At 46.4% G+C, this 20,547-nt stretch carries 18 protein-coding genes and 1 pseudogene; 12 read left to right on the forward strand and 7 right to left on the reverse strand.

Going from position 1 to position 20,547, the window contains the following annotated elements; genetic code table 11:
- The first annotated feature begins 4 nt into the window (after nt 1-4).
- The 8 genes from KOL70_RS07410 to mobC all read left to right on the forward strand — a co-directional run bounded on the left by KOL70_RS07410 (nt 5) and on the right by mobC (nt 7,708).
- Nucleotides 5-145, forward strand: coding sequence for a hypothetical protein (locus KOL70_RS07410; RefSeq protein ID WP_038807504.1), 141 nt, complete (start codon nt 5-7; stop codon nt 143-145).
- On the forward strand, nt 138-821 hold the full coding sequence (locus tag KOL70_RS07415) for a virB8 family protein (protein WP_038807505.1): 684 nt from the start codon (nt 138-140) through the stop codon (nt 819-821). The genes KOL70_RS07410 and KOL70_RS07415 overlap by 8 nt, the downstream gene beginning before the upstream one ends.
- Nucleotides 818-1,708: a P-type conjugative transfer protein VirB9 gene (gene virB9, locus KOL70_RS07420; protein WP_210408841.1), complete on the forward strand. Its 891-nt coding sequence runs from the start codon at nt 818-820 to the stop codon at nt 1,706-1,708. The genes KOL70_RS07415 and virB9 overlap by 4 nt, the downstream gene beginning before the upstream one ends.
- Entirely contained in the window at nt 1,705-3,021 is a 1,317-nt protein-coding gene (virB10, locus tag KOL70_RS07425; RefSeq protein ID WP_075324481.1) for a VirB10/TraB/TrbI family type IV secretion system protein, read from the forward strand. The genes virB9 and virB10 overlap by 4 nt, the downstream gene beginning before the upstream one ends.
- Nucleotides 3,011-4,030 carry a P-type DNA transfer ATPase VirB11 gene (gene virB11, locus KOL70_RS07430; RefSeq protein ID WP_075324480.1) on the forward strand — a complete coding sequence of 340 codons (1,020 nt, stop codon included), beginning with the start codon at nt 3,011-3,013 and terminating at the stop codon, nt 4,028-4,030. Before virB10 ends, virB11 begins: the two co-directional genes overlap by 11 nt.
- 61 nt (nt 4,031-4,091) lie before the next feature.
- Nucleotides 4,092-4,394, forward strand: coding sequence for a TrbM/KikA/MpfK family conjugal transfer protein (locus tag KOL70_RS07435; protein WP_075324479.1), 303 nt, complete (start codon nt 4,092-4,094; stop codon nt 4,392-4,394).
- A 698-nt stretch (nt 4,395-5,092) separates the two neighbouring features.
- A complete protein-coding gene (locus KOL70_RS07440) occupies nt 5,093-6,952 on the forward strand; it encodes a type IV secretory system conjugative DNA transfer family protein (RefSeq protein WP_135701683.1) in 1,860 nt (619 codons plus the stop codon).
- Between the two features lie 9 nt (nt 6,953-6,961).
- Nucleotides 6,962-7,708 (forward strand): MobC family replication-relaxation protein, encoded by a 747-nt coding sequence (mobC, locus tag KOL70_RS07445; RefSeq protein WP_135701681.1) that lies wholly within the window; start codon nt 6,962-6,964, stop codon nt 7,706-7,708.
- Between the two features lie 193 nt (nt 7,709-7,901).
- Here the strand turns inward: mobC and KOL70_RS07450 are convergent, their stop codons facing one another.
- Nucleotides 7,902-8,849: an ArdC family protein gene (locus tag KOL70_RS07450; RefSeq protein WP_050310688.1), complete on the reverse strand. Its 948-nt coding sequence runs from the start codon at nt 8,847-8,849 to the stop codon at nt 7,902-7,904.
- Nucleotides 8,850-9,383: 534 nt separating this feature from the next.
- Here KOL70_RS07450 and KOL70_RS07455 point away from each other — a divergent pair.
- Both KOL70_RS07455 and KOL70_RS07460 read left to right on the forward strand, forming a co-directional pair.
- Entirely contained in the window at nt 9,384-11,309 is a 1,926-nt protein-coding gene (locus KOL70_RS07455; protein ID WP_215480456.1) for an ATP-dependent endonuclease, read from the forward strand.
- Nucleotides 11,306-12,973 (forward strand): UvrD-helicase domain-containing protein, encoded by a 1,668-nt coding sequence (locus KOL70_RS07460; protein ID WP_075324473.1) that lies wholly within the window; start codon nt 11,306-11,308, stop codon nt 12,971-12,973. The genes KOL70_RS07455 and KOL70_RS07460 overlap by 4 nt, the downstream gene beginning before the upstream one ends.
- Nucleotides 12,974-13,163: 190 nt before the next feature.
- On the opposite strand, the gene KOL70_RS07465 is transcribed toward KOL70_RS07460, so the two are convergent.
- Both KOL70_RS07465 and KOL70_RS07470 read right to left on the reverse strand, forming a co-directional pair.
- The gene (locus KOL70_RS07465; RefSeq protein WP_075324472.1) at nt 13,164-14,897 is read right to left on the reverse strand and encodes a hypothetical protein; all 1,734 of its coding nucleotides are present in this window, start codon (nt 14,895-14,897) and stop codon (nt 13,164-13,166) included.
- A 59-nt stretch (nt 14,898-14,956) separates the two neighbouring features.
- On the reverse strand, nt 14,957-16,042 hold the full coding sequence (locus KOL70_RS07470) for a DUF4297 domain-containing protein (protein WP_075324471.1): 1,086 nt from the start codon (nt 16,040-16,042) through the stop codon (nt 14,957-14,959).
- Nucleotides 16,043-16,814: 772 nt separating this feature from the next.
- On the opposite strand from KOL70_RS07470, the gene KOL70_RS07475 reads away from it, so the two are divergent.
- Complete coding sequence (locus tag KOL70_RS07475; RefSeq protein WP_050310681.1) at nt 16,815-17,114, forward strand: DUF2188 domain-containing protein; 300 nt, start codon at nt 16,815-16,817, stop codon at nt 17,112-17,114.
- Nucleotides 17,115-17,116: 2 nt separating this feature from the next.
- Nucleotides 17,117-17,737, forward strand: coding sequence for a hypothetical protein (locus KOL70_RS07480; RefSeq protein WP_044784805.1), 621 nt, complete (start codon nt 17,117-17,119; stop codon nt 17,735-17,737).
- Nucleotides 17,738-17,946: 209 nt separating this feature from the next.
- On the opposite strand, the pseudogene KOL70_RS07485 reads toward KOL70_RS07480, so the two are convergent.
- From KOL70_RS07485 to KOL70_RS07500, 4 genes and pseudogenes are all read right to left on the reverse strand, one after another.
- Nucleotides 17,947-18,102, reverse strand: a pseudogene (locus tag KOL70_RS07485) (restriction endonuclease); the annotation flags it as partial.
- 9 nt (nt 18,103-18,111) lie between these two features.
- Entirely contained in the window at nt 18,112-18,924 is an 813-nt protein-coding gene (locus KOL70_RS07490; RefSeq protein ID WP_047063039.1) for a TIGR02391 family protein, read from the reverse strand.
- A gap of 21 nt (nt 18,925-18,945) precedes the next feature.
- Nucleotides 18,946-19,425 (reverse strand): hypothetical protein, encoded by a 480-nt coding sequence (locus KOL70_RS07495; RefSeq protein ID WP_047063037.1) that lies wholly within the window; start codon nt 19,423-19,425, stop codon nt 18,946-18,948.
- Between the two features lie 78 nt (nt 19,426-19,503).
- Entirely contained in the window at nt 19,504-20,442 is a 939-nt protein-coding gene (locus KOL70_RS07500) for a hypothetical protein (RefSeq protein WP_075324470.1), read from the reverse strand.
- Nucleotides 20,443-20,547: the final 105 nt, after the last annotated feature.

Below are 20,547 nucleotides of genomic sequence, written 5' to 3' on the forward strand. Positions count from 1 at the left end.
TTCCATGAAATTCAGCATCATCCTTCTGATGCTGTGCGCGCTCACGGGCTGCGCACGGCATCAGGGCGACCTTCCGCCGGTATCCGGCGAACCCGCACCAGTGAATTCCCCCGCCATCATTCAGGAGCTGACTCGCCATGTCTGATATTCAGAACATTGTTAATGTTTCCCGCTCTTTTGAATCCATCCTGCTGGAAAAGGAGGAGCGTTCCCGAAAAACCGCCTGGCGGGTGGCCGCTGCCGGACTGATTCTGGCCGCCATGGCGATTGCGACCATTATTATTCTGCTGCCGCTTAAAACCACCGACACTGAATTATGGTCAGTGGATAAACAGACCGGGCGCTATGAATATATGACCCGCGTGAAGGAGCGGGATATTTCTTCTGAAAAGGCACTGGCGCATTCATTGGCAGCACACTATGTCAGACTCCGCGAGGGATATAATTATTTCTCCCTTCAGCGTGATTATGACGACGTGCAGTTATTTAACAGCGACAGCGTGAACCGGGACTATCTGGACGGGTTTAACGGCGACCAGGCACCGGACGTGATTTTTAATAAGGCAGAATATGTCGTTTATATCGCCATTATTTCCAATGTACATGCGCCTGCCACCGGGCCGGATAATCTGGCAACACTGCGTATTAAGCGCACAATTCGCCGTATTGCTGATAATTCCGTGAAAACGGATGTGTGGAATATCCGCCTCACATACCGCTACGTCCCGCACCGGCAACTGACCGACAGCCAGCGCGAAGTGAACCCACTGGGCTTTATCGTCACCAGCTACCAGCGCGACAAAGAGCTGAGGGGGGAATGATGCTGAAACACATTCTGCTCCTCACGGGTTTACTGGCGTCATGCGTGGCATGGAGCGCGGCGACACCGCGCGGCAGCGCGTATGACAGCCGGATGCAGAACGTCATGTACAACAGCCAGAACGCCACGGTCGTCAGTACCCGCCCCGGCTACGTCACCATGCTGGTGTTTGACGATGATGAAACCGTTATCGATGCGCAGGCTGGTTTTCCCAGAGGCTGGACCGTGACGAAAAGCGACAACCGGGTGGGCATCAGCCCCAACCCGATTACCCAGCCGGTCACGGATGCCAGCGGCAACACCGTCAGCCAGGTGTTTCTGCCGACAGAGAAAGACTGGAAAACCAACCTCTTCGTGGTGACTTCGAAGCGCGATTACAGCCTGGAGCTGAACGTACTGGACCGCGACTCGCCCGCGCAGGCGTTCGTTATCCGTTACCACTATCCCGATGAGCTGCGGAAAAAATCAGCCGCTGCCAGCGCCACCCGCCAGCAACGGCAGCAGGAAGAACTGGACCGGCAGCGGATAGCGGCGGCATTCCGGCAACCGGGCTCGCCGCGCAACTGGCGTTACAGCAAGCGGGTGGCCGCCGGTTCAGCCTTTATCGCCCCGGATTTTGCCTGGGATGACGGTCGTTTTGCGTATATAGGTTTTTCCCCCACGAAAACCCTGCCTTCCGTCTTCCGGGTGGTGAACGGCCAGGAGCAGGCGGTCACGCCCGGAACGGTTAAACGGGGCAACTACACCGTGGTGGTGGTTCCGGCATCGCCGCAGCTGATTCTGCGTTACGGCACCTCGGTGGTGGGGATCGAAAACGACGGATTCGGGCGTATCCCACTGGCCAACAGTGACACCGTTTCGCCGTCCGTTACGCTGGAGGCAAAATGACCGACAAATCTTTCCCGGACGAACCGGAAAAAACCATCTCAGAACGGGAAGAAGAAGCCCGCGAACGCGCCCGCGCGGCAATGGCATATCAGGAGCCGGAGCAGAAAACGCCGCCCGGCCAACCGGAAGTGACCCGTTTCCGTAAGACGTCCGGTCACCGTACGCTGATCGTCAGCCTGCTGAGTCTGGTCCTGGTCATCGCGCTGGCATCCGGTGGCGATCGTCTTCTCAGCGCCCTGAAAAGGGGTGATGAGAAAGAATCTGACACCGCACCGCCGCCCTCCTCCGGGGCGGTGCAGCAGGAGCGTAAGGATCTGGGCATGGACAGTAACCCGTTTGGCCTGTTCGGGACAGGGAGGCACGAAAGCGCAGGCCCTGCCAGTCAGAGCGCCCCGGCCACTCCAGCTCTGCCGCCAAGGCCGACCGCCCTGAACAAGGCGGCAGCACTGGCAAACGGGCTGAACAGCGGCGGTACAACGGCTGGCGGCAATGCCCACACGTCCCGTCGTGAACCGCGTAACAGCGCAGGAACGTCAGACAGCCCGCCAGCCTCCACGGCGTACACATCCTGTCAGTCAGTACTGGTCAGAGGGGTGGATGGCCGCCTGCGCTGCCCGGATCCCGCCATACCGGAAACCGCATCGGATACGGCCAACAGCGACAATCCGGGCGTAGCCCGTGTCACTGGCGTCAGGCGGCTGGGCCTTGACCCCGATCTCTATATCCCGGTGGATCGCTATATTCCCTGTTCGATGATGCGGCGCTTCGTATCCGATGTTGGCGGTCATATCTCCTGCCTGATCGGTGAGAATGTCTGGAGCGCCAGTAACCATGTGAAGCTGATCCCGGCAGGAACGGTCGCCCGTGGCGTCTACCGCACCGGCGCACTGCAACACGGGCGCAGCCGGATGTCTGTGCTGTGGACGGAGCTGCGCACGCCGGAGCCCGGCAGCCTGCAAATCCCGCTCACCGATACGCAGGCCACCGGCCCGCTCGGTGAGGCAGGGATCGCAGGCTGGATCGACAGCCATTTCTGGGAGCGTTTCGGCAATGCCCTGATGCTCAGTACCGTGCAGGACGTGGCGGCAGCGGCATCAGATGCCGCGCCGGGTAAAGACCGCAATACCGACTATACCGAAAACACCCGCGCCGCCACGGCGGAAATGGCGAAAACGACGCTGGAAAACAGCATCAGTATCCCGCCCACGATGTACCTGAACCAGGGCGACGTGATCGGCATCATGACCGGCACGGATATTGATTTTTCCTCTGTTTATCAACTACGGCTGAAAAAGAAATGGTATGAGCGCTGAAAACCTGTCACTGGATTTTATGAAAAATCAGCTGTTCGGTGATTATCTGCCAGTCGAAGGGCTGACCGAAATCGCGATTAACCGACCGGGGGAACTGCACACCAAAATAAAGGGGGCATGGCAGCAGCGTGAATCCCCGGTCACGCTGCGTCAGTGTTACGCCTTTGCCAGAGCACTGGCGTCCTGGCATGACGATAATATTGACGATACGTCACCGATACTGTCGGCCACGCTCGAATCCGGCGAACGTATTCAGACGATTATTCCCCCGGCCTGTGAGCGTAATACGGTATCCATTACGTTACGCAAACCCTCGTTTGAGCAGATAAATCATCCGTCATGGATTGATGCAGGATTTTATCAGCGCGTGGCCGGTCAGGAAAAAACGGAAAGCCAGGATGATGCACTGATCCGGCTATATCACAGCGGGGATATTCCCCGTTTTATGGAAAAGGCGGTGGAATACGGCAAAACGATTTTTATTGTGGGTGAAACCGGCTCCGGCAAAACAACCTATATGAAAACGCTGCTGCATTATATTCCGCTGCATCTCCGGCTGGTAACGATTGAGGATAATCCCGAAATCCGTTTTTATCACCATGCCAATTATGTGCATCTTTTTTACCCTGCGGATCCCGGGGATAATGCTATTGTCACGCCCGGCAGGCTGATCCGTGCTAATTATCGAATGAACCCTGACCGGATATTACTGGCGGAAATTCGTGGGCGGGAAGCGTGGGACGCGCTGAAAATTGTCGGCTCCGGGCATGAAGGGTTAATAACCTCCCTGCATGCGGGCAGCCCGGAAGAATGTATTGAAGGCATCATTGACCGCTGCTATGAAAACCCGGACTGCCGGAACATTCCTTTTGATGTGCTGTTACGCAAGGTACTTAAAAGCATCGATGTCATCGTCAGCATTGATATACACGGCGATGTGCGACGGATGCGTGATATTTACTTTAAGCCAGTCCATTTAAATAGTATGAAAGAGGCTCTCAGAAAATAACTCCGGCAAACAATCTCACCCCAAAATACGTAACCTTTCATTAATCATAACGGTGGCTGAAATGAAAAAAACAATATTCTCCGTAGTAATACTCGGCGTTATGGCGTCATGTCCAACATCTGTACTGGCTGCTGATGCCTGCGAAGTGGTGTTATGTATGTACGGTAAAGCAACCGGGAATGGCGGCAGCAGTGAATGTCACACCGCTGAACGGGCATTTTTTAATATCGTAAAAAAGAACAGGCATGGTTTTCTGCCTGACCATACGGCTGATGCCAGAAAATTTTTTTTACTTGAATGTGATTCGGCAGACCCGGCGGCTATCCGTCAGATCATCAGTAAATATGGCCGCGTTCGTGGTTAATACTGGCGAGACGGCACAGAGCATGACGGTTTTCAGGTTTTTACGGCTTCTGTTTTTCGCGGATTAAGGAGCGAAGAAACAGGGGCCGTAAAAATGAGGCAGCGGACAGAAATATTTTCGCGGGTTAAGGAGCGAAAATAATTCAGGCACCGCGCCTCACCTGCAAACAGCCGCGCCCACGCGGATTTTGCAGGCCGGGGGGAGCCGGATAAATTTCGCCGCCCCGGCGAGCGAAAAGCTGTCGCCCACGACAGCGGTTTACCCGGGGGGCACAGCCCCGCACACCGTCGCGGCTAAGTCTCCGGCCAAAAGCCGGTAGCGTGGCGCGACCACCCTCTTTAAAGGTCAGCTTCCCTTTTATTCCCGCTGCGAGGAACGAGCAAAGGGAAGAAAAAGGCGAAAGCGACCGTCTTAAAGGGGGTGGTCGCGCGTAGCGGGCGACGGTGTGCCGCCTTTGCCCCTGGGGGTTTTGACGCGGCGTCCAGCCACGACATTACCCCCATGCGACAGGCAATAAGGGCGTCCAGCCCGCATGTACTGACGCACACCGTTTCGTGCAGGGAAGCATGCTTTCCTGCATATGGCCGCGCAGCGGCCACCTTCTTTGCCCCATACGCTCGCCCCACGTTTTCGCCCGACACCGTGGGGCGAACTGATGGGGCGATGTCATGGGGCGAATCGCTGACGAAGGAGGCATCATGATTTTAAATAAGCTTGCCGCTTCACTGTCGCCGATAGTGAACGGGATGCTGGCACTGCTCGCTTTTGTGCAACAGCAACAACTGATGCTGGCGTTATTAGCGGGGCTGACGATGCCGTTTTTTGTATCAATGAAAAGCGATGAACGGCAGAAAGCTCCACTCTGGAAAAAGCTGATTATTGCTTTTTCCCTGCTGTGTTTTCTCTCCGGTACACTGGCTCCGATAGTTATCGGATCCTTTCAGTGGCTGTATAACATCAGACTCACCAGTGATAATTCAGCACTGGCGTGGTCAGTACGGATTGCTTTCACTATTACCGGGATTATTTTTCATATTATGCTTCGCCGGGTATTAACGCCGGAGCTGGACAGGATAAAGAAACGCCTTGTTAAAAAGACCACCCTTGAACGGGAATTACGTACTGATGTCCGCACCGTAAAATCCCTTTTGCCGGAAACACTGCATTATGACCCGCTGCATTATATCGACCTGAGTAAAGGGCTATTTATCGGCATGGACAGGGAGAACGAACCAATGTATCTCCCGTTAAAAGACTGGCAGAAACAGCACGCGGATATTATCGGCACCACCGGAGCCGGTAAAGGGGTTGCCACCGGGATATTGCTTTATCAAAGTATTTTGGCCGGTGAAGGTGTGTTTGTTATGGACCCCAAGGATGATGAATGGGCACCCCACCTTTACCGCAAAGCCTGCGAGGATGCAGGCAAACCTTTTGCCCTGATTGACCTGCGTAAAACCCAATACCAGTTAAACCTCATTGAAGAGATCACCGCCGATGAACTGGAAGAGCTTTTTGTTGCCGGTTTCAGCCTGGCAGAGAAAGGTCAGGAGTCGGACTTTTATCGCATTGATGACCGAAAAGCCGCCCGTATGGCCGCACAATTTGTCAGTGATAACACATCTGCAACAATCCGTGATGTTTATAACGGTGACTACGTTCAGAGCATCGCCGAAAAAATCAAAGCCTTTTTCGGTAAGATTGAGGAACTGGCCTTACTCAATGCCATTAATTCACCGGAGGGTTTTTCACTCAAAAAAATATTTGATGAAGGTGGCTGCTGTTATGTTATCGGGTCCATGCGAAACAGCAAAATTATTACCGCCCAGCGCATGCTGCTGGTTCGCCTTTACCAGCTGGCAGAAAGGCGCGATCGAGTAACAGACGTCCCCCGCCCCATTGCTATTTATCTTTCCGAACTGAAATACCATTTATCCAGGCCAGCGCTGGAAGGTTTAGGCGCGGCGCGGGATAAAGGCGTACACATTATTATGGACCACCAGTCCATCGCCGATTTAAAAGACTGCCCGGCAGATTTGAAAGGTGACGCCGTTGTCGGTGCGGTCGTTGAAAATGCCAAATTCAAACTGGTTTACCGGGTTATGGACCCGGATACAGCGGACTGGGTAGCGAGAATGTCAGGCACGATCCTGGTGGATGACGAACTCCGTAAGGCCAAGACGGATAATATGCTGACGGAAACCATCGACAGTGAGCGCACAATCCGCCAGGCCGAACGTTTCTTTATTGACAGCAATATGATCCTGAACCTCCCCGATTTTGTCAGCTTTATCTTTACGACAAAAACGCAACCTTCTGCATCATTAATTTCACCGATAAAGATCAGAAAGCGTCAGCTAAAAATCTTCTCGGTTTCCCCTGATATTACCGCATCGGCGGCACCGGTGAAAATCGCACTGGATTTTGACGAGGATGATAAACCATCCATACAGGATGTAATGACAACGCACCCGGGTCTTTTCTTCAACGAAAGCGAAGTCAAACCGGCAGAGCCCCAACCTGATGAGGGAGAACACCTGTCCCCGCTGGATTTTTAAGGAGCGGTTATGCTGATTTCGACATATCAAGAGCGCCAGACACGCAACAGAGAAAAAATAAAACAACTGCTGAACTTCCTGAAAGAAGAAACCTACAGCGATTTCAAAACGCTGATGCTGCTATTTGGTTTCCGGGATCATAAATCGCTTTATTCGCTGCTGGCAAAAACTGAGCAAATGGGGTTAATCCAGAAGCATGTGCTTGAATCACGAACAATGAAGATTTCATTATGGGGGATCACCAGCGACGGGCTGGCGGTGGTGTTAACCCCGAATGATAAAATCTTTCCTGCGCGGTTTGAACCATCAAAAATCACCGGCTGGACGCTGGAGCACCATCTTGATAATCAGGCCGCCAGACTTATTCTGGAGAAGAAAGGCGCTTCGGGATGGATTAACGGCGACCGGGCCACCTTTCTCAGCCAGTATCAGGTAAAACATCGCCCGGACGGATTACTGACGCTGCCCGACGGTAACGTTATTGCCATTGAAACCGAGCGCCGCCTGAAAACCCGAGCCCGGTATCAGTCGATCATGGCAAGCCACCTGCTGGCCCGTACCCGCAAGCAGTGGATTTACGTTTTTTATGTTGTACCCGATCCACAGAAGAAGCGTGCACTTGAACTGCTGTTTGACAGCATCAGGCATGTCATCATCAACCATCAGCACGTCCCGCTGGAAGAACGCCACCGCCGGGTGTTTCGCATTTATAACCTTAATGAACTGAAACGCCTGTCATTAGACAGCTATACGTAAGCTTTTACACAGGCCATCATGGTGGCCTCACCGGCCTGGCGGCGATACCGCCAGGCCAGAAATTATTTATTCCACTGCGAGGCGCAGACTGTTCGGTACTCGCTGTGCTGCGTTCCGCCTCAGTCTGCGCCTTGCAGCGTTGCCGGTTAAAAACCATGTAACCGCATTCCCTTGCGGTTGTCCGGCTCCGGCCTCAGAGTTTATCCATCAGATAACGATGTGCTTTAGAGGCTGCGCTGGTCGCTTTGAAAATATAACGCTTGTCGTTTTTCAGCGCTTTCAGCCAGGAAGCAATATAGCTTTCATGTTGTACCTCTCCCTCAATCCCCAGATCCGCCATCAGAAAGGCACTTCCCAGCTCCGCCACCAGTTCTTCTTCTGCATAATCAGCACTGCCAAACTTCCCTTTCATTTCACGGCCCAGACGTTTTTTGCCACCACTCCAGTGAACCAGCTCATGCAGGCCGGTAGCGTAGAAATTCGCCGCATCAGAAAACAGATGGCGCTCCGGTAGCCAGACTTCATCTGTTGATGGGCTGAAAAAAGCATTTTGTCCTTTCTCGATGATGTTTGCGCCGCTCTTCCTTAACAAATTTTCAGCCTGCGGTAACGGGTCAAATGTCGCTTCCGGGCTGACCGTTTCCGTTGTCAGGGGCAAACCGTCGATTTGCTGAACGTTAAATACGGTGAAGGTTTTCAGCATCGGGATTTGGTCGATTTCTCCGGCGTCGTTTTCCTTCTCAAGTGTGGTGTAGAAAATAGCTGTTGTGCCATGCTCACCCTTGCGAACCTGTCCACCAGTTGCCTGTGCCTGTTTGTAAGTCACCCAGCGGGAATCGCTGAAACCTTGTTTAGATGCGCTGCACCATAACAGCATGATATTAATACCGCTATAGACTGTTCCGGTTGTGTAATTGGATGGCAGACCAGACATGCCGGATACACGCTGCCAAGGGCAGGACCAGGGTTTAACACCGGCTTCCAGTGCTGCAATGATGTTGTCGGTAACGGTCTGATAAATATCCTTTCTGGTTTTAGAAAATTTCGTTTTTGAGGAGCCTGACGGGTCCAGCGGGGATACGCTGGTCGCCGCTGCGGTGTTAGGGGCGCTTGTCCGGGGGTTAAGCAGGGAAATTGTCATGGTTTTTTCTCCGTCAGTGTGTGATTTTCGTCTTCGTATCGCCTGACGGTTCGCTTTCCCGGCATCGTTCTGTCCTGCAAGGGCGCAGCATGCGTGCCATTTACCCTTGCGGGACGGGTTGTGTTGGGAAACGATTAACAGGAAGCCGATACAGGAACGAAAAGCGCACAGGAGAAAAAACTTGCCCCTGCATATCCGGGCGTAGCGCCCTTGCTCCGCAGAAGTGAAATGGTTTTATTTTTTTGAGGGTATAGCGGTTTATTGAATTTAGGCATAAGGTAATTTTGTCGGGGCCACCCAAAACTGATCTTTGCTTCAAGATTTACCAGAAATTTTTTGTTGCATCCGGTTTAATTACAATCGCTGAAATTTCCTATGAGTGTAAGGCCACCTAGGCTCGCTAATGACTATACCCTTTAACAACTCTCTTTAAGGGCTGTATGGGATTAATGGCAGAATGGCTACCGTATTATTAACAACAAGTGGGTTCGCTTATCAATTCAATGGATAACTTGTACTGAGGGAGGAAGTAGAATGAAGCTTGAAGCAATTCGGTTATCTGGTTTCCAGTCTTTTGGCAAAGAACCAACTGAACTAAGCTTGGAAGATGTGACCTATCTCATTGGTCCTAATGGATCAGGTAAAACAGCAGCACTTCAGGCTTTATGCCGACTTTTTGCGTTTGATCCAACATTGCGTCGTGTCCAGCGAACAGATTTCCATGTCCCTTTTGATGAGGATGAATTTCCTCCTGAGAGACAGTTGTGGATTGAAGCTGACTTTCTGTTTCACGAACTTGCGGAGGACGAGGATAACAGTACTGTGGCTCCTTATTTTGGTCACATGCGACTTGATGAGCCAGAAGGTATTCCACGTGTGCGTTTTCGCCTCACTGCTACTATGGGAATAGATGGGGATATAGAAGAAAACTTAGTATATGTTTTGGATGTCAGTCCTGATAGCTCACCTCAAACCACAGCTCAAGTAACCAGGGCAGAGCGTAATAATATTCAAGTTCACTACTTACCAGCCAGACGGGACCCTGCAGACCATATTGCTTACGGTGCTAACGCTTTACTCGGACGTTTGCTCCGTGCTGTTCGTTGGGATGATGAACGTAATACGATTAGAGGATTAACCAACCAGATAAGCGACAGCCTAGCAGCTAATCCCTCCATCAATGCTTTCAGTGAAAGTTTGAAATTAACTTGGGCAACCCTACACAAAGGTAAATTTTTCTCAGATCCTAAAATTACATTTGTGGCTTCGGAGATTGAAGCATTGCTACGCCATTTATCGGTTTCATTTACTCCCGGCCATGATGGCTCGCTTGTCGATTTTTCTCGGTTGAGCGATGGTCAAAAATCGATGCTTTACCTTTCTCTTGTTCTATCATCTCAAGCGATCGGTAGAGCTGTTCTCGCAGAGGAAGATGTTACATTTGATCCCGACAAGTTGCGCCCTCCGATTTTTACGCTGGTCGCAGTGGAAGAACCAGAGAATAGCCTTTCTCCCCATTACCTGGGACGTATCGTCAGTGCCTTGAATACCATGGCAAAAAATATTGATGCTCAAGCCTTAATTGCTAATCATGCACCATCAATGTTACGAAGAGTTGATCCTAAATTTATACGTTATCTACGACTTACTGAGGAAAGAAAAACACGAATTACGTGTATCAAATTGCCCCCTAAAACAGATGAAGCACATAAATTTGTGAGAGAGGCTGTACAAGCATTCCCTGAGATCTATTTCTCACGCTTGGTTGTGCTTGGTGAAGGAGATAGTGAAGGAATCGTACTGCCTCGTTTGCTCCAAGTTAAAGGCACTCCTGTGGATGAATCAGCTATTACGGTAGCACCGTTAGGTGGCAGGCATGTAAATCATTTCTGGCGGTTGCTTTCAGCACTGCAGATTCCCTATCTGACTTTGCTTGATCTGGATGTAGCTCGGTATGGCGCTGGATGGGGGCGAATTAAATACGTTAACGATCAGCTTGCAACATTTGAGCCGGAGAAAGTACTTCCTACAGAATGGAAAATTACAAAATGGAATGATGAAACTACGCCAATAAGAACTCACCATTTTTTTAATAAAGGCACTCAAGACATTTTCAAAGAACTTGAAAACCGATCTGTGTTTTTTTCCTTTCCTATGGATTTGGACTTTACCATGTTGCTAGCTTATCCCGAAGCTTATGGAGTTGAAAAAGAGGAGCCGGATGAGTCAACAATAAAAGCAGTGCTTGGCAAAAGCTATAACAATATTTCTCAATATAGCGTAGATGAACAGAGTTTTTTCGCTACATATCATCTACGTTTTAAATTAGGTAGTAAGCCCGCCGCACACATTGATGCTCTAGCGAAACTAAGCGACAAAAAATTAATTGCGAATATGCCAGAGTCGCTTAATAGACTAGTTGATGCCGTTATTGCCAAACTTGGAGAATTACCTGAATGATTCCTATTGAAGCATGGCAACCCGCAGATGGATTAACGCTGGAACCAAATGCAAAACGAGCAGCAAAAGCCCGCAAACGTTGCTTAGCTCTTACCGCTGGACCGGGCGCAGGTAAAACTGAAATGCTTGCGCAGCGGGCAGATTTCCTGTTACGGACAGGGACATGTCGGTATCCGAAGCGGATTCTCGCTATCTCCTTCAAGGTTGATGCTAGTAGAAATCTAAAAGAGCGCGTCGAACGGCGCTGTGGTGCAGACCTTGCCTCCCGTTTCGATAGTTATACTTTCCATGCATTTGCCAAGCGAATAATTGATCGCTTTAGACCAGTACTGAAAGGAAGAGAGGCATTAGATTCAGACTATACGATCGTTGATAAGAAAATCAGTATTTCTCGTTCCCAAATCGAATTTAGTGATCTTGTTCCGTTGGCTATTAAAATATTGCAAAACTCAAAAATTGCTCGTAATTCTATTCGTCAGACTTACAGCGATATTTTCCTTGATGAATTTCAGGATTGTACAAATTTGCAATATGAATTGGTTAAACTTGCTTTTCTAGGGACTAAAATCCGGCTTACTGCAGTAGGTGATACCAAGCAAAAAATCATGGGTTGGGCGGGAGCGATGGATGGTATATTCCAAACATTTACTGATGATTTCAATGCAGTTCCACTTAACATGTACCGTAATTTCCGGTCAAAGCCACAATTGCTGCGAGTACAAAACGAAATAATTCGTCGGCTTGATCTTGCATCTGTCATGCCAGATGAACAATTTAATGGTGACGAAGGTGAGATTCATGTCGAGAGTTTCAGAAACAGTCAAGAAGAAGCCATTTATTTGGCAAATATTATTAATGACTGGATTAATAAAGAAGGATTGGCACCAACAGAAATTGCCGTCTTAGTTTCTAAGCAGTTAGATCTCTATGCTGACCACCTAATGATGGAGCTGGAATTACGAGGAATTCCATATCGAAACGAGCAGCAAATGCAGGATATTACTGTTGAGCCAGTTGCACGTTTAATCGTAGATTATCTTTCATGCCTCTATGGAAAGCGTGAACCCAAGGCTTGGATCCGTCTGATGAATCAGCTGATTCCTTTTGCTGATGAAGAAGTACAGTCCTGTGCGCGAAAGGACCTTGATCGTTTGTTAAAAAAACAGCGCAAAGAAGCAACTAGTGCTGAACAGCTTGATTCACCTTTTTCTTGTTGGTGGAAGTTTGTAAAGGAGTTTTTAAAACATATTGGCACTGATACAATCGTAGCCCTATCACCTGATTACGAATCACACAAGCGTCTACAGGAAGTTTTTCGTGATACCAAAGCAAAGATTGAAGAGTTGCTTGAAATTGAATCAGATTTGCCACAAGCTCTTGGACGGTTTACGGATGACCAAGCAGTCAGAATTTTAACCATTCACAAAAGCAAAGGGCTTGAGTTCGATTCTGTAATTATAATGGCGGTGGAAAACGAGATTTTCTTTGGTAACCAAGATGAGAATCGATGTGCATTCTTCGTTGGTGTTTCACGGACGAAGAGACGATTATTTTTAACTCATGCTGCACAGCGTGAACGGCCTGCTAATGCCAAACGTTGGGAAGTCCATCGAACTGTTCAATCCGAATATATTGGTTATGTTACACCATTTATTAAACGGTAATAATTAGCAGCGTTCAACTATTTGTTAAACGCCGTAGTAATTTTGAAAAGACCACTCTCCTCCTCACAGAAAGGTCATGAATAATTACTTAGCTCTACTATATAAAATTAGATCAGCGCTAAGTAAGATTCATATGGTATATAGCAATATACTCGCTACTATGCATAAAGTTACAAATAATATTTATTTTTTAATCATCATCCCTCGTTTCTCTTACAGCCAATTGAATGTTTTTATACTCAGATCTTAGAGAGTCATATTGGGAAGAATCCAATAACTTTCCAGAATTTAATGTAATAACATTGGCATCATGTTTAAATTCATTTAATGCATTATTCTCCATTGCACACAGTATTATCTGATAATCCTCTGGGATACTGCGCATTAGTTCTTTGATGACGGTTTCATAACGATGCCCCGCCTGTTCTTGCTGGTTGGGTGTATCAATGACGAAAGGAGGCACTATGCAAGTTTTAGCACTATGTATTTGTTGCAGTACGGAGAGTTGATAAGCAAGCAATCCCCTGGCAGCCTCAGCAGCACCGCCACCAAGTAACTGTTTATAATCAGTAGGTGATTTCACTTTGCTAAGATTTACTCCTGTTGAACCTAGTGCTTCAATATTTCCCAATAGCTTTGACATAAAAGAAGAATTCAGTTCTTCCTTATCCTTGTTTGAAAGAAGTTTTCTCTGATCTTTTTTCAATTCGGCGACAGAGTTATTGGCTTTGCTGATTTTAAGATCTTCATTATCAATTTTAACTTGAATACTTCTTGAGACCTTTTCTTTCGAAATAGCATCAATTACTTGTGTAATGAGTGTTTTTTCGCCCGCATTGTCATCGGTGAGATACTTCTTATTAATTCTTTCAATTTCATTAGTAGCAAATTGAGCTACCTCATTTAACTCAAATAATGAGGATCTAAGCGCCTCTATTTCTGATGCTATTGAGTTTGCCTCGTCAAGTAGCGAATCCTTCTCTGAAAGAAGCAATGCTCTGTTAGTCAGTGAGTTATCGTGAAGAGTACCACACAATGGGCACTCTAAATGATCTGTCGGTATAGACTCGACCGCAAACTTATAATCTTCTTCGAGTTCGTTTGCAGAACTGGTGGCTAATTCATACTGTTTTTCGAGATCATATATATTTGAGGTAATCGTAGCCTGAGCATCATAAAGCCTCCTTTGGTAATCGATAAACTCTTGAAGCTCAGTATTTATCTCTTTCTGAATTTCGCTAAATTTCTCATTATCTAATGCTATGGTGATATCAGCAGAATTATCAACTATGACGTCAACTGCGCTTTGAAATTTTTCTATTTTTGCTGTTGATTCTTTTTTTACCTCACTATATTCATAAATTTCTTCTTCTAATTCAAAATGTTCTGGTTTCAGATAGCCAGTAAAATACTTTATTAACGATTTTTTCCAGTTGGCATACTGACCTAAGTTTTCAAATGAATCCCAAGGTGAACTCCAGCTTTTTATCTGATCAATATAGAATGGTAAAAAATAATATGCTGGCGGAGGAGTCTCTAATTTCCCATCAGTCCGATTAGGAAGCTTCATTTTAAAGTTAACAAGATCTGATAGGTCTTGTGAAAAATCACCAGTTATATGTGTGTATCTTTTCGCTTCACCATCGATAGCGCCCAAAATTATTGAGTGGCTTCCACGGCAAGAAAAATATTCTTTATTATTTATAGTGAAATATAATATCGATTTAATGTCATTTGATTTCCATTCTTCGTCGATAACTGGATCGCATCCTAGCGACCATAGTAAACTCTTGGCTAGAGTGGACTTGCCGATACTGTTATCTTCTCCTGTAATTAGATTCAATCTCTTCGGGAACGTGAACTGATTCGCAAGTCTTTTCGAATCTGATATCAGAACCAATCGTTGAAATTGCAAGCTTTTCATTTTTCTTGTTCCTTAAATTTCTAATTAATAATTTATAATGTTCTTTTGTTATTTTTATATTATTCATGCATCACCTTCAAAAAACAGTAAATTATCTCGCAAAGTATATCATCATCTTCTGGGATTTGGCTTTCAATATTCAGTTCTTTAGCTTTCATAACAACTGCCTTAATGTAATCGCTTGTTTCAGTATAGTCTTCTTCCGGAACATTACTGAGCGCCTGTTGAGCTATTCTCATTATATTCATATCAAAAGCTGAAGCATACCCGACTCTACGTAAGTAAATTTGTTTTATTTTTTTTACCATCTTTCGATATGTTAAGGTATTCCATTTCATATCGCTTTTAGCTAAATACTCAAAGTCTTTCTCAAAGTCTTCAAATTTTGGACTCGTTGTATTTACAGCTATGACATCTTTTACCGTATGAGATGTGAGAGACTTATCCTCTACCATTTTCTCCCACATAGTAAAGTCGTAAGTATTCTGTCCTTTGCGATGAATCTCGTCGATAATTGCCCTATAAATATTGACAGCATTACAATGACTATTTGGAAATATTTCATTTACTAATTCAGCAAATCTGGCAATAACGAATTCTTCTTGATTTTCTAACTTTATTTTTGGAATGATGAACTTTAGATTTTCTGGAAAAATATCTATCCCAAGCTCGGACTTTAATTTCCCAGTTAAGCCCGATAGACAATCCACGCTAAGATCACCCGAAGTTATAATATCTAACTTTAACTTATTATCTTTCTGATCAAATGAGAAGCCACTAGAGGATACAAGACCTATTTCCGTAATACGTGTTTCATACTCAGTGCCTATACATGAGCTTAATAGTTTTCCTAGAATGGAGTTCTTAAGTCCCTCTGCACCTTTTACTCGTTTAGTTAAAGAGTCAACAGTGAAGGAATTCCCAGTATTTTTCACTTGAAAAAATTCAAATTTCGCCGAACTGCCAAACAATGAGTCTGCGATAACGACATCCTCATGATATTCAATTAATAATGCATAGTCTGCATTGGATTTATGTTTTTCAATTATTCTGCATAAAGCCCAATGATATTGGAAATTATATTTTCCAAATGTAGTTGCTCCTGAAGTTTCTCTCTGAGCATGACCTAAAATATTACTTTCCATTGATAAGTCCATCCTTCTAGTGGAGATGACTCGGCTCACCATTAATATTTCTTATCAATTTAATTTATGAAGGACACAAAGTCTATCAGATCATGCTTTTTAGCCCCTTCCACAGTAGATCCATCACATGGATAGAGTGCAGCCCATCAGATGCAACCTTGGGCGTTTCAATTTTCTTCCCTTGCGACCCTTTGAGTTACTAGGTTTTTATACAGTACTTTAAACAGAACGAGGGTATCAAATAGTATGGTATGAATCAGCTAACCTCAACAAATACACAGAGTAATGTGCGCTTGTCGCCACTGCTGTGTTAAGGATGCTAATCTGGGTATGCAGGGAAATTGTCATGATGTTTTCTCCGTTATATAGTGTGATTTTGTCTTCGTATTGCCTGATAGTTCACCTTCCTGACATTGTTCTGTCGTACAAGTGCACATAACGCCTGTCATTAATCCTAGCGGGACGGGTTGTGTTAGGAAACGATCAGCCGTAAGCCTAAAATTGAACGAAAAGATCACAGGAGACCCCAATGCAACATTGTTTGTATGGGCGCCTCTTGCGCGTCTAAAACAACAGGTTTTTTGACAGTGTTTCTTTTCATCAGTTTTAGGTGATCTGATGGTCTTTACCTGTGAATATGTTTGATAAGTATCACTCTTATTGAAAAAATTTTTTCAACCGTACGAAGCTCGCTGACAAAAACTAGGCTGTAAGGTATGCTGAATCTTAAAGCAGCTCGTGCCTTAATTTTTCTAACTGAATGGGGGAGTTCATGAAAAACTACTATACCATTGTTAAATCTGGCGCTGATTGGCGAATATTGTCGGCCAAAAATGAAAAGATAGCTACCAGTCAAAATTACAGGACACAAAAAGATGCTATAGAGGCAGCAAGAAATTTAATTAAGAATGGAGGGATTGTGTCCATTCATTCTGCAGATGGAAAAATACGTGATGTCATTAGCCAGAACAGCGAAAATTGGAACATTAAAAGGGCAAATACTAGCAACAGAATAGCTAAGAAAGAGATATTTAAAATCCTTGCTGACAACTTAGAAAAAAACAAGGCGTAAGTATGAGCTATGAGACTAATGTTTTTATAAACTGCCCATTTGACGATGCTTACACTGATTTTATTGATGCAGCATTGTTTGCAGTTTACCGTTGTAATTTTAAACCTCGATGCGCATTGGAAATAAATGACGCTGGTGATCAACGGCTCGATAAAATAAATCGCATAATCAAGGATTGTAAAATTGGAATCCATGACATATCTAGAACTGAATTAGATCACGTCAATAATTTGCCTAGATTTAACATGCCATTGGAACTAGGGTTATTTCTTGGTGCTAAAAAATTTGGCTCGAGTAAAAATCAAAAAAGCAAACTAGCAATTATTGTCGACAATGAAAAATATCGATATCAAAAATATATTTCAGATATTTCAGGACAAGACATTATGTCACATGACAATAGCCCTGAAAAATTCATAAAAATCATAAGGGACTGTTTATCCTCATACAGAATCGTTCAGAGAATCCCATCTGCAGCAATAATTATTGAAGACTACCGTAGATTCTTAGGAATTAAGCCAGCGCTGTGTGCTCAACTACAACTAGTTGAGCATGAGCTTACTTTTAATGATAAAACCAGCATTATTGAATGTTACATAGAGTTTTATGCAGCAGCAGCATAACTCTAAACAGGGGCAATCAATCCATATGCCCCTTAATGAAACATGAATAACAGCATTGCCTCCGAGATAAATGAAGATAGCCGGTTGTACTAATGGATTAAAATATCAGAATTTATATTCCTCTAATAAGGCCATTCGATATATTGTAATAACGCCAATAATAAATTATTCGTTTTAGCGTTTACTTACCCTCCCACCGCCACGATTCGACATCCACTACCCGGTCGAAGAAAGATCGCGAAGACGTCAATATCATGAGCCGCTCGATTGCCTTTGCCTCTATAGTCAATCAGAGCATTACATCCAAGACGTCTAAATACCTCTACAATGGCCTCCTGATAAACTCGCCAGTCCGTATAGCTCATGCAACTCTCCTATGGGGAGGCTATTTTTTTGTGTGTGCCATCCAGCTTGCGATGAATAAGCGAAACCAACGTAAGGATGTCCAGCGCATCCAGTTCAGACATGGGCCAATTCTTCTTAGGCGCATGGGCTAGTGGATTGCGCACAGCGCCGAATAGACCAATCAGTAGATTCGCAAAACCTTTCTGTTCGCTCTTTTCTGAGTCGGTGGTAAGCGATCCCAAAGTCAGAACAGGTTGTTGTCCGGTAAATGCCTTGTTCACCAAGTCAGCACCATCACCGCTCAACCCGGACAACTGACGAATACGTTCCGCAACCCCCTTCGTCGCCTCGAAGACGGCATGAAAATAGTTTTCGTCAAGAAGTTCGGCACGGCAATAGTTCAAAACTTCCGCATGCACAGCACGGCTTTCGAGTGCAGCCTTAAGTCGCCCGGCGCGGGCTCGAGCAGAATCCAGAGTCGTTACTTTAGCGGCGCTCGCGACCTTACCATCCTCACGGATATAAAAACCGGAAAAAGCCAGGACAACATTGAGTTCATCACGTCGCCAGGCAAACACCGATGGATCACGGGCATAATTAACCGGGTTCATCGCACGGTTAATGAACATAATAAGATGGTTGCCGACCTGATACTGGTTCTGCGCACCTGCGAGCGCATTAAACAGACGTTTCCACTTTGTCATTCCTGGCGATGTGTCAGCAACTTTAATTTCTTGTAGCAGTCGCTCGATCTGCGACCCACTCAAGCCACGTTCGGTATCAGCAAGGACGCGACAGGCGGCCTCAAGGTGCTGAGAGTTGAATGATGGAATACGTATCATGAATTATCTTTCTATCACCTCTCAGACCCACTCGAGCGCCGTGATGATCGATTGCCCTTCGGTGCCGACCTCCACAAACAGAGCGTGCTCGTAACCAAGCTGCTGCTTATAACCTCGAAGTTTTAGTAGATCGATCTCTCTATCTACGCGACTCGTTGATTTTTTGAACTCCAAGACCAAATGATTCTGTCGTGTACCTCGCCGATGCACGATCACATCAGGAAATACTGTCTTTGCCTCAACGTCTTCGCTGTCTGGATAAAGTTCCAAATGTCTGAGCCGTTTAGGGTCAATGCTGTCCCGGTTGTATTCGCAATCTACAGTCCAACCGGGGAAACATTGTTGGAGGTACATCGCAAAGCGAAAGGTAATCGACCGTTCGTTAGCATCGATACCGAGAAGATCATGATCAATGAATAGTAGCTCGGATAATGCATGTGACACAGCTTCGCCTGGTGCATATTGGTTGAGGTAGTGAATTTGTTCCGGGGTCAGTGCCATCATCACATTCGCATACTTAAGAAATTATATTGGGCTTTCAAGAAGAATGAGTACGCTGTAGGTTCCATTTTTCATTGCCTAACTAAGGCTCACACTGAAGGAAGTATACACTGATTGAAACGTCGTGAGGATTCTCTGTCTCGCGTCGTCTAGCTCGTCAGCCACGCGTTGCGTGAGCGTAAACGTGGGGCAATCGGGCTGACCACATCCACAAGGTCTGATTTCCCCTTCCTTAAGCCGAGTTACGAAGATGCGCCGCAGTTGGTCGACCTGACGAACCACTTTTCCCATCACTGTCTGGATGCGTTGATTTTTGAGATGGTGGATCGAAGGAATGCGCCTGATCTCGACGCCCTCACGCGTTCTCCACAAACCTGTATTTAGTGCGCCAATGGTATCTTCGATTGCCTTCTGAAAAGCAGGGAGAGAACTTTCTTGTTGAAACGGTGTGCGAAATGCTGGCCGGTCAAATACGGCAGCCATCAGTTGCAGAACATCGGCGTCGGAAAGGTCGGGAAAATCATCCGTGAATTTTTGAATATCAGCTTCAACATCAGGAAACTCGACGCCCTGGACAAAACGGTGCAGCAGATATTCAGCACGAAGACGCAAGTTTTCTTCGAACTCTACGCCCGACCATATCGTTACATGCCTGACGCCCAAGGAAGCTGCTGCTTGCTCGATGCGCGTTCTGCCAGCATCCGAGACCGCACCACGAGAGACGAACTTAAAGACGTCTGGGACACTGCCAGTTGCTTTAATCGACTTACTCATGTCGCTCTTGGCTTTTGCCAGTGTCAATGTGTCTCGGTTCGCGCATTGGATGATGGTCTTACGTGCTGGCTGGTCATCAAATGGTTCAATACCCGAGATATCTCGCCCTTGATCACCTCCTGATTGACCGTGCCAAATCAGATCATGCCAACCCGCGCGCAGGTGGTATGCAAAAACTAGGCGCTCGAACTGGATACCACTGTAGTCCTCAAAATGAACCGGAGAAACCGTTATCGTCGCCATACTCGCTCCTTTTCTGTTGCTATTAGTCTTCGGTAAACCTTACTACGTCCCTGTGAATTTCCGCCGTTACCCAATGAAAAGCACCAAATATTGATGGCAAACCTT

This window comes from Pantoea sp. B270, assembly GCF_018726825.1.
Lineage (GTDB): Bacteria > Pseudomonadota > Gammaproteobacteria > Enterobacterales > Enterobacteriaceae > Pantoea > Pantoea dispersa.

Excerpts from the sequence above, each read along its gene's own strand:
- KOL70_RS07435 (WP_075324479.1), top strand. The coding sequence starts at position 4,092 with ATGAAAAAAACAATATTCTCCGTAGTAATACTCGGCGTTATGGCGTCA.
- mobC (WP_135701681.1), top strand. The coding sequence starts at position 6,962 with ATGCTGATTTCGACATATCAAGAGCGCCAGACACGCAACAGAGAAAAA.
- KOL70_RS07500 (WP_075324470.1), bottom strand. The coding sequence starts at position 20,442 with ATGGCGACGATAACGGTTTCTCCGGTTCATTTTGAGGACTACAGTGGT.
- KOL70_RS07410 (WP_038807504.1), top strand. The coding sequence starts at position 5 with ATGAAATTCAGCATCATCCTTCTGATGCTGTGCGCGCTCACGGGCTGC.
- KOL70_RS07475 (WP_050310681.1), top strand. The coding sequence starts at position 16,815 with ATGAAAAACTACTATACCATTGTTAAATCTGGCGCTGATTGGCGAATA.
- KOL70_RS07465 (WP_075324472.1), bottom strand. The coding sequence starts at position 14,897 with ATGAAAAGCTTGCAATTTCAACGATTGGTTCTGATATCAGATTCGAAA.
- KOL70_RS07495 (WP_047063037.1), bottom strand. The coding sequence starts at position 19,425 with ATGGCACTGACCCCGGAACAAATTCACTACCTCAACCAATATGCACCA.
- KOL70_RS07460 (WP_075324473.1), top strand. The coding sequence starts at position 11,306 with ATGATTCCTATTGAAGCATGGCAACCCGCAGATGGATTAACGCTGGAA.
- KOL70_RS07480 (WP_044784805.1), top strand. The coding sequence starts at position 17,117 with ATGAGCTATGAGACTAATGTTTTTATAAACTGCCCATTTGACGATGCT.
- virB9 (WP_210408841.1), top strand. The coding sequence starts at position 818 with ATGATGCTGAAACACATTCTGCTCCTCACGGGTTTACTGGCGTCATGC.
- virB10 (WP_075324481.1), top strand. The coding sequence starts at position 1,705 with ATGACCGACAAATCTTTCCCGGACGAACCGGAAAAAACCATCTCAGAA.
- KOL70_RS07440 (WP_135701683.1), top strand. The coding sequence starts at position 5,093 with ATGATTTTAAATAAGCTTGCCGCTTCACTGTCGCCGATAGTGAACGGG.
- KOL70_RS07455 (WP_215480456.1), top strand. The coding sequence starts at position 9,384 with ATGAAGCTTGAAGCAATTCGGTTATCTGGTTTCCAGTCTTTTGGCAAA.
- virB11 (WP_075324480.1), top strand. The coding sequence starts at position 3,011 with ATGAGCGCTGAAAACCTGTCACTGGATTTTATGAAAAATCAGCTGTTC.
- KOL70_RS07490 (WP_047063039.1), bottom strand. The coding sequence starts at position 18,924 with ATGATACGTATTCCATCATTCAACTCTCAGCACCTTGAGGCCGCCTGT.
- KOL70_RS07415 (WP_038807505.1), top strand. The coding sequence starts at position 138 with ATGTCTGATATTCAGAACATTGTTAATGTTTCCCGCTCTTTTGAATCC.
- KOL70_RS07470 (WP_075324471.1), bottom strand. The coding sequence starts at position 16,042 with ATGGAAAGTAATATTTTAGGTCATGCTCAGAGAGAAACTTCAGGAGCA.
- KOL70_RS07450 (WP_050310688.1), bottom strand. The coding sequence starts at position 8,849 with ATGACAATTTCCCTGCTTAACCCCCGGACAAGCGCCCCTAACACCGCA.